14 protein-coding genes are annotated in these 14,423 nt (G+C 62.5%); 8 read left to right on the top strand and 6 right to left on the bottom strand.

Going from position 1 to position 14,423, the window contains the following annotated elements; translation table 11 throughout:
• The first annotated feature begins 110 nt into the window (after positions 1–110).
• Positions 111–878, top strand: a complete 768-nt coding sequence (locus EEQ99_RS26715; protein WP_047618597.1) for a TIM barrel protein — start codon at positions 111–113, stop codon at positions 876–878.
• Here EEQ99_RS26715 and EEQ99_RS26710 read toward each other — a convergent pair.
• A complete protein-coding gene (locus tag EEQ99_RS26710; protein ID WP_047618595.1) occupies positions 875–1,411 on the bottom strand; it encodes a carboxymuconolactone decarboxylase family protein in 537 nt (178 codons plus the stop codon). The two genes, EEQ99_RS26715 and EEQ99_RS26710, sit on opposite strands and share 4 nt — an antisense overlap.
• Positions 1,412–1,533: 122 nt before the next feature.
• Between EEQ99_RS26710 and EEQ99_RS26705 the strand changes: the two genes are divergently transcribed.
• Positions 1,534–2,007: a cupin domain-containing protein gene (locus tag EEQ99_RS26705; protein WP_047618592.1), complete on the top strand. Its 474-nt coding sequence runs from the start codon at positions 1,534–1,536 to the stop codon at positions 2,005–2,007.
• A gap of 41 nt (positions 2,008–2,048) precedes the next feature.
• Here EEQ99_RS26705 and EEQ99_RS26700 read toward each other — a convergent pair whose 3' ends face one another.
• From EEQ99_RS26700 to EEQ99_RS26680, 5 genes are all read right to left on the bottom strand, one after another.
• Entirely contained in the window at positions 2,049–3,158 is a 1,110-nt protein-coding gene (locus EEQ99_RS26700; protein ID WP_063474371.1) for a sn-glycerol-3-phosphate import ATP-binding protein UgpC, read from the bottom strand.
• Positions 3,159–3,170: 12 nt separating this feature from the next.
• A complete protein-coding gene (locus tag EEQ99_RS26695; RefSeq protein ID WP_025570018.1) occupies positions 3,171–4,085 on the bottom strand; it encodes an ABC transporter permease subunit in 915 nt (304 codons plus the stop codon).
• A gap of 10 nt (positions 4,086–4,095) precedes the next feature.
• The gene (locus EEQ99_RS26690; RefSeq protein ID WP_127431349.1) at positions 4,096–4,980 is read right to left on the bottom strand and encodes a carbohydrate ABC transporter permease; all 885 of its coding nucleotides are present in this window, start codon (positions 4,978–4,980) and stop codon (positions 4,096–4,098) included.
• Positions 4,981–5,191: 211 nt separating this feature from the next.
• The gene (locus tag EEQ99_RS26685) at positions 5,192–6,547 is read right to left on the bottom strand and encodes an extracellular solute-binding protein (RefSeq protein WP_127431348.1); all 1,356 of its coding nucleotides are present in this window, start codon (positions 6,545–6,547) and stop codon (positions 5,192–5,194) included.
• Positions 6,548–6,902: 355 nt separating this feature from the next.
• Complete coding sequence (locus EEQ99_RS26680; RefSeq protein WP_097544925.1) at positions 6,903–8,114, bottom strand: ROK family transcriptional regulator; 1,212 nt, start codon at positions 8,112–8,114, stop codon at positions 6,903–6,905.
• Positions 8,115–8,340: 226 nt separating this feature from the next.
• On the opposite strand from EEQ99_RS26680, the gene EEQ99_RS26675 reads away from it, so the two are divergent.
• The 6 genes from EEQ99_RS26675 to EEQ99_RS26650 all read left to right on the top strand — a co-directional run bounded on the left by EEQ99_RS26675 (position 8,341) and on the right by EEQ99_RS26650 (position 14,407).
• Positions 8,341–9,579 carry an extracellular solute-binding protein gene (locus EEQ99_RS26675; RefSeq protein ID WP_127431347.1) on the top strand — a complete coding sequence of 413 codons (1,239 nt, stop codon included), beginning with the start codon at positions 8,341–8,343 and terminating at the stop codon, positions 9,577–9,579.
• A gap of 79 nt (positions 9,580–9,658) precedes the next feature.
• Positions 9,659–10,543 carry a carbohydrate ABC transporter permease gene (locus EEQ99_RS26670; RefSeq protein WP_127431346.1) on the top strand — a complete coding sequence of 295 codons (885 nt, stop codon included), beginning with the start codon at positions 9,659–9,661 and terminating at the stop codon, positions 10,541–10,543.
• Complete coding sequence (locus EEQ99_RS26665) at positions 10,543–11,388, top strand: carbohydrate ABC transporter permease (protein WP_025570024.1); 846 nt, start codon at positions 10,543–10,545, stop codon at positions 11,386–11,388. The genes EEQ99_RS26670 and EEQ99_RS26665 overlap by 1 nt, the downstream gene beginning before the upstream one ends.
• A complete protein-coding gene (locus tag EEQ99_RS26660; protein ID WP_097544927.1) occupies positions 11,385–12,407 on the top strand; it encodes an SIS domain-containing protein in 1,023 nt (340 codons plus the stop codon). The genes EEQ99_RS26665 and EEQ99_RS26660 overlap by 4 nt, the downstream gene beginning before the upstream one ends.
• A complete protein-coding gene (locus EEQ99_RS26655; RefSeq protein WP_097544928.1) occupies positions 12,408–13,337 on the top strand; it encodes a PfkB family carbohydrate kinase in 930 nt (309 codons plus the stop codon). It abuts the gene before it with no gap.
• Positions 13,334–14,407: an ABC transporter ATP-binding protein gene (locus EEQ99_RS26650; RefSeq protein ID WP_127431345.1), complete on the top strand. Its 1,074-nt coding sequence runs from the start codon at positions 13,334–13,336 to the stop codon at positions 14,405–14,407. Before EEQ99_RS26655 ends, EEQ99_RS26650 begins: the two co-directional genes overlap by 4 nt.
• Positions 14,408–14,423 lie beyond the last annotated feature (16 nt).

Raw genomic sequence — 14,423 nt, 5'->3', positions numbered from 1 at the left:
TGATATGCTGAGTGTTCCGCCAATGAACCCGGGCGTCAAGCGCCCGAACGCCTCTTGCGAGAGGCTGCGATCTGTCGCATGCCTACATCAACAGGATGGGAGGAGTTTTCATGCCACGTTATTCAGCCTGCATAGAGTGGCTGTTTGCCGAAGAGGGCGACCGCTTTCCCGACCGCATCCGCCGCGCCCATGCTGCCGGCCTGACGGCAATCGAATTCTGGCGCTGGAGCGACAAGGATCTGGACGCGATCGAGGCGACACTGAAGGAAACCGGCCTTGCCGTCACCAGCCTCGTCGCCGAACCGATGATCGCGTTGACCGACGCCGCCAACCGGCAGGCTTGGCTGAAAGGCCTTGCCGAATCCGTCACTGTCGCCAGGCGTCTCGGCGCGCCGGTGCTGATTGCCCAGGCGGGCGACGATCTCCCGGCCCTGAGCCGGCAAGAACAGCGCCGGGCGCTGACTGAAACACTGAAGGCCGGCGCCGATATTCTTGCAGGCAGCGGTGTGCGCCTCGGCGTCGAGCCGCTCAACATCCGCATCGACCATGTCGGCTATTTCCTCGATTCGACCCGCGAAGGCCTCGACATCATCGATGACGTCGCCCGCCCCGAGATTGGCATCGTCTACGACATCTACCACTCCGCCGTGATGGACGAGCGCACCGAGGACGTGCTCGATGGCCGCCTCGATCGCATCATCCACGTCCATGTCGCCGATCACCCCGGCCGCAACGAACCGGGCTCTGGCGAAATCGACCTTGCCCATCGCCTCGACTGGATCTTCGCCAACGGCTACGACGGCGCCGTCGGTCTGGAATACCGGCCGACCAGACCCGGCGCGGACGCCGTCAGGGGCGCGATCGCCGCACTCGGTTAGGCGGAATTGGCGCCTTCGGCGAAAGCTTCAAGCTCGGGGTCGAAATCGACGTCGACGACATTGTTGAAGACGGCGGTCGCCAGCATGATGCCGGCGAAGGCGACGAGATCGACAAGCACCTTGATCTCGTAGCGCTGTTTCAGCTTCGCCCAGAGTTCGGCGGGTACGGCGTTGGAATCGGCAACGATCGCCTTGCCGAAAGCGTCGAGCAGCGCTTCCTCCTCGGAAAGCTCCAGTGCGTCCGGATTGAAACCATTGTTGATCAGCGCCCGACGAAAGAAGGTGATGGCGATTTTCGATTGCGCCGCCTTAGAGATTGCATGCGAGAAGATCCAGATCGCCCGGTCATTGACAGCAGGATCGAGTTCGGCCCGCAGCGTGAACCATTCGGCGTAGATGCGATGGGCGGCGGGCGAATGTAAGAGCGTCCGCTTCATATTGGTCATCCGTCCGCGCAGCCTGATTTCTTCGTCATGCGCCGCACGAATCTCTTCCGAAGCGGTATCGTAGTCGATCTGCGGGAGGTGGCTCATCGGGTCCGTTCTTTCCTTTGTGCACAGAAGCTATCGGGGCGCCGAGATATTGTGCGGGCAAATCCGCTTGGCTGCCGCCCGGCGCCGGCCTAGACTGACCAGATCGAAGCGGGAGGCAAGGTATGAGCGACGACCACGAGCACCATCATGTCGACTGGCGCGAACATGGCGTCAAGGTCATTCCCGGCAATTCGCTCGATCCGAATACCGCGCAGACGCCGGGCATGAACCGCGCGACTGCGATCAACAATGCGCGTGCCGGCGCCGAAAAGATCTGGGCCGGCACGGTAACGATCCATGCCAACGCCAAGACCGGCGCCCATCACCACGGCGATCTCGAAAGCATCATCTACGTGGTCAAGGGCAAGGCCCGCATGCGCTGGGGCGAACATCTGGAATATACCGCCGAGGCCGGCCCCGGCGATTTCATCTATGTTCCGCCCTATGTGCCGCACCAGGAGATCAACGCCAGCCGCGACGAGACGCTGGAATGCGTGCTCGTCCGCTCGGGCCAGGAACCGGTCGTCGTCAATCTCGACATCGAGCCGGTCGAAAAGCCGGAAGACGTCCCGTGGATCGACCCGATCCATCGCTGATATCGGGCGCTCACATGGGATCGGAAACGGTTGCGGCGCGCTCAGGCGTGGACGACGCCGGCGCCGCTCATGGCAGTGTTCTCGATGATTCGGCCGGTATCGGCGGCATAGAGGTGGATCTGGTCGTAATCGATCGCGATGCCGATCGGATCTCCCGACTTCACCTTCACCGCCTCGGTCAGCGCCACGGCAAAGGGCAGCCCGTCGAAATCGGCGTGGACGACACGGCTTGCGCCAAGCTCTTCGATGAAATCGGCCGTTGCGGTGAGGGCACCCGGCGCATCCGGGGCCACCAGCCGGGCGGCTTCGGCGCGCATGCCGAGCACGACGCGTTTGCCTTTAAGCGGTGCGGCGCGCTCGCGCGGCAGCACGACCTTGCGGCTCTGGTCGTAGACGAAGACGCCCTCGTCATTGATCGTGCCTTCGAGCAGGTTCATCGCCGGCGTGCCGACGAAACCAGCGACGAAGCGCGAGACCGGATGATGATAGACCTCTTCCGGCGTGCCGACCTGCTCCACCCTGCCGCCATTCATCACCACCAGCCGGTCGGCCAGCGTCATCGCCTCCGTCTGGTCATGCGTGACGAAGATCGAGGTGGCCCCGAGGCGGCGGTGCAGGCGTCGGATTTCGGCGCGCATGGCGATGCGCAGCTTGGCGTCGAGGTTCGATAGCGGCTCGTCGAAGAGAAACACCTTCGGCTCGCGGATCATCGCGCGGCCCATGGCGACGCGCTGCCGCTGGCCGCCGGAAAGGGCGGCCGGCCGACGGTCGAGGAAGGGTTCGAGGCTGAGCGCCTTGGCGACTTCGCCGATGCGCCGCGTACGCTCCGCCGTCGAAACGCCGGCCACCTTCAAGGCATAGCCGATATTCTCGGCGACGCTCATATGCGGGTAAAGCGCGTAGTTCTGGAACACCATGGCGCAGCCGCGTTCGCGCGGCTCCATCTGGTTGACGACACGGCCATCGATGGCGATTTCGCCGCCGCTGATTTCCTCGAGGCCGGCGATCATACGCAGCAGCGTGGACTTGCCGCAGCCGGACGGGCCGAGGATGACGATGAACTCACCCGACTGGATGTCGAGATCGACGCCGTGGACGACGGGGGTCTTGCCGTAGTTCTTCTTCACGCCACGAATGGAGATCGGTGCCAAGGGAGTACTCCTTCACTTCTCGGTGGAGATAAGGCCGCGCACGAACCAGCGCTGCATCAGGATGACGAGCACCAGCGGCGGCGACATGATGATCAGGGTTCCAGCCATGGCGACGTTCCAGTCGGGCAGGCCGAATTCGGACGGGATCAGGGTCTTCAACTGCGTCACCGCAATGCCGAAATTCGGATCGGTGGTGATCAGCAACGGCCAGAGATACTGGTTCCAGGCCCAGACGAACATGATGGTGAACAGCGCGATCATATTCGGCCGCGAAAGCGGCAGCAGAATATCCCAGAAGAACCGGACCGGGCCCGAACCGTCCATCTTCGAGGCTTCGGCCAGCTCGTCCGGAACCGTCAGGTAGAACTGCCGGTAAAGGAAGGTGCCGGTCGCCGTGGCGACCAGCGGCAGAACGAGACCGGGATAGGAATTCAGCAGACCCCATTCGAGCTTGATCTGAATGCCGGTGATCTGCGAGACGAGCCAGCTTATCCCGGTGACGTCGAGGATCGTCTGGAAAGGCTGCAGCGCGTTGGCCGCAATCGAATAGGTCGGCACGATGCGGACTTCCAGCGGCAGCATCAGCGTGATGAAGATGATCCAGAAAATCACATAGCGGCCACGGAAGCGGAAGTAGACGATCGAGAAAGCCGCCATGGAAGAAAGCATGACTTTGCCGGCACCGACCGTCGTGGCGAAGATGATGCTGTGGAACAGCTTGTTGCCGAGGTCGGCGCGAACCCAGGCGGCCTCGGCGTTTTCCCAGAAATGCGAGCCCGGCGTGAGCGGCAGCGGCACGCGATTGACCGTTTCCAGATCCAGCGTCGACGCGATGATGACGATGGCGAAAGGCAGGAGCGCGATCACCATGCCGAGCGCAAGAAGCGTATAGCAGATGAAGTTGAATATCGGCGTGCGTTCGATCATGTCCGCGACCTCACTTGTAGTGCACGCGCCGCTCGATGAAGCGGAACTGGAAGATGGTGAGAAGGACGACGAGCACCATCAGGATGATCGACTGCGCCGCAGCGCCGGAATAATCGAGACCTCTGAAGCCGTCGAAATAGATCTTGTAGACCATGAGTTCGGTGGCGCGCGCCGGCCCGCCTTGGGTCATGACGTCGACGATACCGAAGGAATCCTGGAAGCTCTCTGTGATGTTGATGACGAGCAGGAAAAACAGCGTCGGCGTCAGCAAGGGCAGCTGGATATCCCAGATCCGGCGCATCGGCCCCGAACCGTCCATGGCCGCCGCCTCGATCAGCGAGCGCGGAATGCCTTGCAGCGCCGAGAGGAAGAAGATGAAGTTGTAGCCGATATATTTCCAGGAGAAGGCGACGATGACGGCGATCATCGCATCCTTGCCGTCGAGCGCCGGGTTCCAGAGACCGGGCCAGACGTGATTGATGACCGACAGCAGGCCGGCCTCCGGCGCCAGGATGAAGCGGAAGGCGAGCCCGAGAGCGGGAGCGGCAATTGCGTAAGGCCAGATGAACACCGACCGGTAGACCTTGTGGCCGCGCAGTTCACGATCGGTCAAAAGCGCCAGGATGAGCGCCAGTCCCATGGCAATCGCCGTCGAGCTGAAGCCGAAGATCATGCTACGGGTGATCGAGTCCCAATAGATCGGATCGGTGAGCAACTGTTTGAAATTGTCGAAACCGACCCAGACATTGCCGCCGCCCCATGGCTGCTCAAGCGTGAACGCCCAATAGAGCGCCTGCGCGCTTGGCCAATAGAAGAAGACGAAGATCAGCAGCAGCATCGGAAATGCGAAGAGCAGTCCGATCGTCGTCGAGGAGAAAGTGACGCGCTTTTCCATGAGTGGTCGTTTTCGTCCTGGTTTGGTTTAAAGCATGTCGCGCAAAAGTGTGCAGCGGTTTTGCGGTAACGACATGCGCCGAAATAAAGATCTAAAGCGCGAGCGGCGCGCTTTAGACGCGGGCGGCGAGTACGCATCCTCGGCCGATAAGGGAACTTACAAGGACGCACCCGGCGCGCGACGCGGGCCGGGTGCGGCATATATCGGGCGATCAGGGGAGCTGAACGTTCTTATAGGTCTGCTGGAAGCGGCGCAGGAGCGTATTGCCGCGTGCGGCAGCGCCGTCGAGCGAAGCCTGGACATCGGCATTGTTGACGAAGATGGCCTGCAGACCATTGGCGATTTCGGTGCGGACCTGCAGCAGGCCACCGAGGCGGATGCCGTGCGGAGCCGCGTCACCGGCAGGCGATGCGGTCAGGCTCTGAATGGCGAGTTCGCGGCCGGCATAAGGCGCCTTGTCGTAGAAGCCCTGCTTCTTGAGATATTCGAAGCCGGAGTTACGAACCGGGATGTAGCCGGTAACGGTCGACCAGGTCAGAGCCTCTTCCGGCTTTGCGATGAAGTTGAAGAAGGCAGCGGCAGCCTTGTATTCAGCGTCCGAATGGCCCTTCAGAACCCAAAGCGAAGCGCCGCCGACGTAAGAGCTGTGACGGGTTGCGTCGCCGTAGGTCGGGAGCATGGAAACGCCCCAGTTCATGCCTTGCTTGGCGGTGCGGCCAACATTGCCATGGTCGCCGACCGAGGTCAGGATGACCTGGCAATCGCCGGCGGCAAAGGCTTCGACGAAGGTCTGGCCGACGGCCTTGTTTTTGATCACGGCAAGCTTGTTGTCATACCAGGACTTGAGGTCCTTGATATAGCTGACCAGAAGCGGGTTCTTGTTGAACACCAGCTCGGCGTCGAGACCTTCAAAGCCGTTCTTCTTCGTGGCGATGGCTTCGCCGTTGACCGCTTCGAACTGCTCGATGTACTGCCAGACTTCGTTGTTGGAGATGTCGAAGCCGAGCGGACAAGCATAGCCTGCATCCTTCAGAGCCTTGAGGTCTTCGCCTGCTTCCTTCCAGGTTGCCGGAGCATGATCCTTGCCGATCTTGGCGAAGGCGTCCTTGTTCCAGTAGAGCAGAGCGGTCGAGGAGTTGAAGGGGAAGGAGTACATCTCACCCTTCGAGGTCGCGTAATAGCCCGATATACCTGAGAAATAATCGTTCCAGTCGACGGTATAACCCATGTCGGCCATCAGCTTGTTGGCCGGATAATAGGCGCCGGAGAGCATGATATCGAGCGTGCCGGCATCGGAGACCTGGGCGATGGTCGGCTGCTTGCCGGCGCGGAAGGCAGCGATGGTGTTCTGCAAGGACGCATCGTAGCTGCCCTGGCTGGTGCAGACGACTTCGTAATCGGCCTGCGACTGGTTGAAGCGATCGCACTGTTCCTGGACACGCTTGGCAATGTCACCGGAGTTGCCGAACCAGAAGTCGATCTTGGTCTTATCGGCGGCGGCAGCGGGACCAGCAAGAAACGCTGTAGCGAGAAGGGCGCCAACGGCGCCGAGAAGCTTGGCTTGCATGAGAACCTCGAACGTAAAAGGGATGCGCACTTTCAGCGCACGCCCTATTAGCGGGTTCAAATTGCCGCGGCCAATGAATATTCCATGACATGAAATGATCGAAATCCAGTTGTCATAAAAAATTCACACGATTGTTATTCGCTGATATCGGAGAAATATTTATAGATATATCGAAGAGTTCTTTAGCATATTACGAGGAAATTTCTATTATATTCAAAACAATGGAATTTTAGGGGGAGTTCAATATTTATTTATATTTCGGCCGGACGGATTTATTCGCCCGCACCCTCCTAACGAAACTTGCCAACAGCCGGCATTTTTTGCGTTCCACTGGTGTGCAACACTGGCTCCAGCCTCAGGATTGAAGGGAATCCTTCAGGATCGCGGCAAAACGTGGATCGAATGCACGGCTGATCGGCCCGGCGGCGGCACCCAGCGCCACCGACCAGGGATCGGCTATGCCCGGCTGCAGGCGCGGCAGTGTCCGGCCGCGGCGCTCGGCGATCGACGGCAGCAGCGGGCCGATCGCCGCAAACAGCCTGCTTACCAGCGCTTCCGGCGCGCTGCCGCAGAGGATCACCGTCTGCGGATCGAACAGCGTCTCGAGGAGATGGATGCTCCAGCGCAGGTCCGCTGCGGCCGCCTCGACCCAGGCGTGGATGCTGTGATCGCCCCTTAAGGCAAGCTCGTTGATCCGCGCATAAAGGTCAGGATCGGCGGGATCGATCGACAGATGCTGGTAGAGCGAGGCGAGCGAGGCGCGATGTTCGAGCGGCGTCGATTTGCCGTCGGCAAACAGCAATGCCATGCCGATCTCGCCGGCATTGCCGTTGGCGCCGCGGTAAAGCTCGCCGTTCAGAATGAGGCCGGCACCGATGCCATAGCCGACGAAGAGGCAGACGGCATGGTCGAGGCCATGGGCGGCTCCCACCATACGTTCGGCGGTCGCCGCCGCGGCCGCATCGTTCTGCAGGCCGACATCGAGCCCGGTGCCGGCGGCCAGCGTTTCCAGCAATGGAAACTTCTGCCAAGCCTCCATCATCCACGGATCGTCGCCGCTGCCGGCGACCCCGAAGGGTCCGGGCATGGCGGCGCCGAGGCCGACCAGCCGCTTTTCCGATTGCTGGACGATCCCGGCGAGCTTCGACCGCACGCCGGCGACGAGATCAAGGATGACCTTCGTCCCGTTAAACGGACCGCCTGGCGGCAGGCCGGCCTCGTCACGCACGAGAACGCTGCCGACCAGATCGACGGCGACCGCCCGCGTCACATGCCGGTCGATCTGCAGACCGATCGCAAAGGCGCCCTCGGGCACCAGGCCGTAGGGCGTCGAGGGCTGGCCCCTGCCCTTCCGCACCGCCTCCTGCGAACTGACGAGACCGTCGCGTTCGAGTTCCTCGATGATATTGGACACCGTCTGTTTGGTCAGCCGCGTCGCCCGCGCCAGATCGGCGCGTGAAAGCGCACCGTTGATCCTTAGGGCATCGATCATCACGCGCCGGTTATGGGCGCTGGTGCCTTCGTGATTGGTGCCGCTCTTGGCCCGGATCGGTCGACTGTCATTCATCTGCAATTGCCTCTTGACTCCATTAGAATGTTGAAGAAGTATTAAGTCAATACATTTGACTTAATGAGGGACCGGAGAGTCCCAGGGAACGCAGGAAGCCCAGCGAGGCCTCCGACGACGCTCCGAGATGATGGACTGGCACGTTTTCAACACGCGCCTTCTCGAACGCCGAGGGCGGCGAAGTCCGCCCTCGGCAATGCGTAAATGTCAAAAACTGGAGGCTGCAATGCTGAAATCCCTTAACAAGACGCTTCTCGGTGCGGCCTTGATCGGCGCATCCTTTGCGCCGCACGCTTTCGCCGAAACGACGCTGAACGCGCTCTTCATGGCACAGGCCGCCTATAGCGAGGCCGATGTGCGCGCCATGACCGACGCCTTCGCCAAGGCGAACCCCGACATCAAGGTCAATCTCGAATTCGTTCCCTATGAAGGCCTGCACGACAAGACGGTGCTGGCGCAAGGGTCCGGCGGCGGTTACGACGTCGTCCTCTTCGACGTCATCTGGCCGGCCGAATACGCCACCAACAAGGTTCTGGTCGACGTCTCCTCTCGTGTCACCGACGAGATGAAGAAGGGCGTGCTGCCGGGCGCCTGGACCACCGTGCAGTACGACTACAAATATTACGGCATGCCGTGGATCCTCGACACCAAATACCTGTTCTACAACAAAGAAATCCTTGAAAAGGCCGGCATCAAGGCGCCGCCGAAAACCTGGGACGAGTTGACCGAGCAGGCAAAGACCATCAAGGACAAGGGCCTGCTCGCCACGCCGATCGCCTGGAGCTGGTCGCAGGCCGAGGCCGCGATCTGCGACTACACCACGCTCGTCAGCGCCTATGGCGGCGATTTCCTCAAGGACGGCAAGCCGGCCTTCCAGACCGGCGGCGGCCTCGATGCGTTGAAATACATGGTCTCCAGCTATTCCTCGGGCCTGACCAATCCGAACTCCAAGGAATTCCTGGAAGAGGACGTCCGCAAGGTCTTCGAAAACGGCGATGCCGCCTTCGCTTTGAACTGGACCTACATGTACAACATGGCCAACAATCCGAAGGACAGCAAGGTCGCGGGCAAGGTCGGCGTCGTGCCGGCGCCGGGTGTTGCCGGCAAGAGCGAGGCTTCGGCCGTCAACGGCTCGATGGGCCTCGGCATCACCTCGGCCAGCCAGCATCCTGATGAGGCCTGGAAGTACATCACCTTCATGACATCGCAGGCGACGCAGAATGCCTATGCCAAGCTCAGCCTGCCGATCTGGGCATCCTCCTATGAAGACCCTGCTGTCACCAAGGGCCAGGAGGAGCTGATCTCCGCCGCCAAGATCGGCCTTGCCGCCATGTATCCGCGTCCGACGACACCGAAATATCAGGAGCTTTCGACCGCGCTGCAGCAGGCGATCCAGGAATCGCTGCTCGGCCAGTCCTCGCCCGAAGACGCGCTGAAGTCGGCGGCCGACAATAGCGGCCTCTGAGCAAAGCATGAAACCCGGGCGGCGCCCGCCGTCGCCCGGTTCGCTTTCGATAACCTATGAATGAAGAAGGGTCGCCTCGATGTCGGGCACTTGGCTGACAACCCGCGCGTGGCTTTTGATGCTGCCGCTTCTCGTGGTGATGATATCAGTCATCGGCTGGCCTCTGATTGATACTATCGGTCTCTCCTTCACCGATGCCAAGCTCGTCGGCACACAAGGAAACTTCGTCGGCATCGACAATTATACCAAGATGATCTCCGGCTCGAATTTCCAGCGCACGCTGATCACCACCGCATGGTTCGCGATCATCTCGGTCGCCGCCGAAATGGTGATCGGCGTTCTGGCGGCGCTGTTGCTGAACCAGCAGTTTCGCGGCCGCACCGTGCTTCGCGCCCTGATGATCCTGCCCTGGGCACTGCCGACCGTCGTCAACGCCACGCTCTGGCGGCTGATCTACAATCCGGAATACGGCGCGCTGAATGCCGCACTGACCCAACTCGGTCTGCTGGAGGCCTACCGCTCCTGGCTCGGCGAGCCGGGCACGGCGCTGGCAGCCCTCATCGTCGCCGACTGCTGGAAGAATTTTCCGCTGGTGGCGCTGATCGCACTGGCCGCACTTCAGGCCGTGCCGCGCGACATCACCGCCGCCTCGCTGGTCGACGGCGCCGGTGCTTTCGCCCGCTTCCGCTTCGTCATCCTCCCCTATCTCGCCGGCCCGCTGATGGTCGCCTTGGTGCTGCGCACGATCGAAGCCTTCAAGGTCTTCGACATCATCTGGGTCATGACCCGCGGCGGCCCGGCCAACAGCACGCGTACACTGTCGATCCTCGTCTATCAGGAAGCCTTCTCCTTCCAGCGGGCAGGCTCCGGCGCCTCGCTGGCATTGATCGTCACGCTGCTGGTGACGCTGCTTGCCGCCGGCTACGCCGCCCTGGTGCGCAAGACCGCCGGGAGTGCCGCTTGATGGAACGCCAGAGCCCGCTCTTTTCCGCCTTCATCCATCTCTGCGCGCTGCTGCTCGCCGCCGTCATCCTGGCGCCGATCCTGTGGCTGTTCATCATGAGCATCTCGCCGGCCGCCGATCTTGCCGCAAAACCCCTGCGCTGGTGGCCGCAGACGGCGGATTTCTCGCGCTACGCCGTGCTGCTTTCGACGCTCGAAAACAGCGCCGGCGCCGCCTTCACCTCATCGCTGCGCAACAGCATCGAGGTGGCGGGCATGGCGACGATCGCCGCCATCGCGCTTGCGATTCCGGCCGGCTGGGCGGTGTCGCGCACGCCTTCCGTCGGCTGGTCGCTGTCGATGGTGATCGCCACCTACATGTTGCCGCCGGTGGCGCTCGCCGTGCCGCTCTATATGAGCCTCTCCCATCTCGGCATGCTGAACAACGTCTTCGGCCTCGCCCTCGTCTATCTGACAATTCTCGCGCCCTTCACCACCTGGCTGATGAAATCGGGCTTCGATTCCATCCCGCGTGAGATTGAATCCGCCGCGATGATCGACGGCGCCGGCCTGTTCCAGACATTGCGGATCATCACGCTGCCGCTCGCCGCCCCCGTGGTCGCGACGTCGAGCCTCTTTGCATTCCTGCTTGCCTGGGATGAATTCTTCTATGCGCTGCTCTTCACCTCGGACCAGCGCGCCAAGACGCTGACCGTCGCCATCGCCGATCTCGCCGGCGGCCGCGTTTCCGATTACGGACTGATCGCGACGGCAGGCGTGCTCGCCGCCCTGCCTCCCGTGCTGATCGGCCTCGTCATGCAACGCGCCCTGATTTCCGGGCTTACCAGCGGCGGCGTCAAGGGATGAACATGACAGAAGAAACAATCCGGCCGGCCGGACTTGCCGCGATCGATCGCGAAATGGCGCGCCAGCATGTCGATGCGATCGCCTCCTACGAAGCTGCCCGGCCGATGGCGGCCAGGGCCGCCGCCTCGCTGAAGAAAACCGGCCGGCTGCTGCTGATCGGCATGGGCGGCTCGCACGCCGTCAACCGTGCCGTCGAGCCGCTCTACCGCGCGCTCGGCATCGATGCCCTCGCCTTGCCGCTGTCCGAGCAGCTCGGCCAGCCGCTGCCGATCAGCGGCAGGACGATCTTCGTCACCTCGCAATCCGGCGAAAGTGCCGAGGTCGTGCGCTGGTTCGACGAGACCGGCGGCACGGCGGAGACCTTCGGCCTGACGCTCGAAGGCAGTTCCTTCCTTGCAAGAACGACCCCGTCGCTGGTGGGTAGCGGCGGCACCGAGCTTGCCTTCGCCGCCACCCGCAGCCTGACGGTAACCTTCGCCCTGCATCTGGCAATCCTTGCCGCCCTCGGAGAAGATCCGGGCGCCGCGCTTGCCGTCCTCAGGGCGCCTGAAGACCAGGACATCGCCGACGCCCTCGCCGCCCTCGAAAACGTCGCGACCGTCGTCACCTCAGGCCGGCGGCTGCAGGGTGTCGCCGAGGCGCTGGCGCTCGGATTGACGGAACTGTCGCGTCGTCCCTGCTTCTCGCTGGAGGGTGGCCAGTTGCGTCACGGACCAATGGAGATGCTGGGGCCGGAGATCGGCGTCGTGCTCTTCCGCGGCTCGGACGAGACGGCCGGCCTGGTCACCGCAATGGCGGCATCCGCCGTCGAGACCGGCGCCCCCGTCATCCTGTTCGACGCATCCGGGCAAGCGCCGGTCGCCGGCGCAGTGACGATCCGCTTTGCCCCTGCAACCGGCCTTGCCACGATCTTCGCCATGCTGCCGGTTGCCCAGCGGCTGATGATCGCCTTTGCCGATACTCGCGTGGAGAATGCCGGAACGCCTGTTCGATCCACCAAAATCACCCGGAGCGAATGAATGCGGCCACTTGCAGTCATCGGCAACGTCAATGTCGACCTGATTCTTGGACCGGCCGCCCCCTGGCCGAAGGCCGGGACGGAAATCATCGTCGACCATGACGAATTGCGGGTCGGCGGAGCAGCCGGCAACAGCGCGCTCGCCTGGCAAGCGCTTGGCGTCGAATTCGAGATCGCCGCCAACATCGGCAGTGACCAGTTCGGCCGCTGGCTGCGAGAAGCCTTCGGCCGCCGTTCAGAGAAATGGCCGGTGCGTCATGAGAAAACGACACTCTCCGTCGGCATCACCCATCCGGACGGCGAACGCACCTTCTTCACCACAAGGGGTCACCTGCCGCGCTTCAGCCTGGCAGATGTCTTCGCGGTCATCGAGGGCGAGAGGCTTCAGGGCGGTTATGCCCTTCTCTGCGGCTCGTTCCTGACCGACGATCTGACGAGAGAATATGACGCCTTGCTCGACTGGGCCGACAGTCACGGCATCACCATCGCCCTCGATACCGGCTGGCCGCTCGACGGCTGGACAGACGAGAATTGCGCGGCGACACGCGCCTGGCTCTCCCGCAGCGGCATCGCGCTGCTGAATGAGGTTGAATCGACGACGCTTGCCGGCATCGCCGATCCGATCGAGGCCGCCCGTCACATCAGGTCGCATATGCCGGAGGGTGCGATCGTCGTCGTCAAACGCGGGCCGGACGGCGCCATCGCGATCGGGCCGGACGGCCTCTTGGTTTCGGTGGCCGCACCCGTCGTTGAGGTCGTCGATACGATCGGCGCCGGCGATGTCTTCAACGCCGCTTTCCTCGCCGCGCTCGCAAGCGATGCGCCGCTGGTTTCCTGCCTCATGGCGGGAACCGAGGTTGCCTCGCGCGCCATTTCCACCCTTCCCCGCAACTATGGCGGCCCGATACACCTGCAGGAGCCAGTGCGATGAGCGCACTCGAAATTCAGAACATCCGCAAGACCTATGGCGACGTCGAGACGCTGAAAGGCATCGACATCTCGCTGGAAAGCGGCGAATTCCTGGTGCTGCTCGGTTCCTCCGGCTGCGGCAAATCCACCCTGCTGAACATCATTGCCGGCCTTGCCGAGGCGACGAGCGGCGATGTCAGGATTGGCGACCGCTCGGTGCTCGGCGTGCATCCCAAGGACCGCGATATCGCCATGGTCTTTCAATCCTACGCGCTCTATCCCAACCTGACGGTGCACCGGAACATCGGTTTCGGCCTGGAAATGCGCAAGGTGCCGGCGCCGGAACGCGACAAGGCCGTGCGTGATGCTGCAAAGCTGCTGCAGATCGAAAACCTGCTCGACCGCAAGCCGAGCCAGCTTTCCGGCGGCCAGCGCCAGCGCGTCGCGATCGGCCGCGCGCTGGTGCGCAAGCCTGAGGTATTCCTGTTCGACGAACCGCTCTCCAACCTCGACGCCAAGCTGCGCATGGAGATGCGCACCGAGATCAAGCGGCTGCATCAGATGCTGAAGACGACGGTCGTCTATGTCACCCATGACCAGATCGAGGCGATGACGCTGGCCAGCCGCATTGCCGTCATGCGCGACGGCCGCATCGAGCAGCTCGGCACACCGGAGGAGATCTACAACCATCCGGCAACACTCTATGTCGCCACCTTCGTCGGCGCGCCGCCGATGAACCTGCTGAAGGCAACAGTGCGTGACGATCGTCTGGCGCTTTCAGGCTCCGATCCCAGCCTGCCCCTGCCCGCCCGTTTCCGCGAGACGGCCGGCAATGGCCGCGACCTCATCCTCGGCATCCGTCCCGAGGCGCTTCGCACGGGCGGCACCGGCCCGTCGATCGAGGCAAACCTGGAGGTCGCAGAGCTGACCGGCCCGGAACTCGTCGTTACCGTCCTTGCCGGAAATCAGCGCCTGATGGCCTGCCTGCCGCCGCGCACGCCGATCCGCGACAGCGAAAAGCTCACCCTCTTTTTCGACGAGGAGGCAATGCATCTCTTCGATCCGGAAACCGGCCTCAGCTGCGGCCGTTAGCGACGGAACGACTATC

It is taken from the genome of Rhizobium anhuiense (assembly GCF_003985145.1).
In the GTDB taxonomy this organism is placed as follows: Bacteria; Pseudomonadota; Alphaproteobacteria; order Rhizobiales; family Rhizobiaceae; genus Rhizobium; species Rhizobium anhuiense.
Note: the sequence above shows the minus strand (reverse complement) of the source record. Positions and strands in the feature narration are given on the sequence as shown.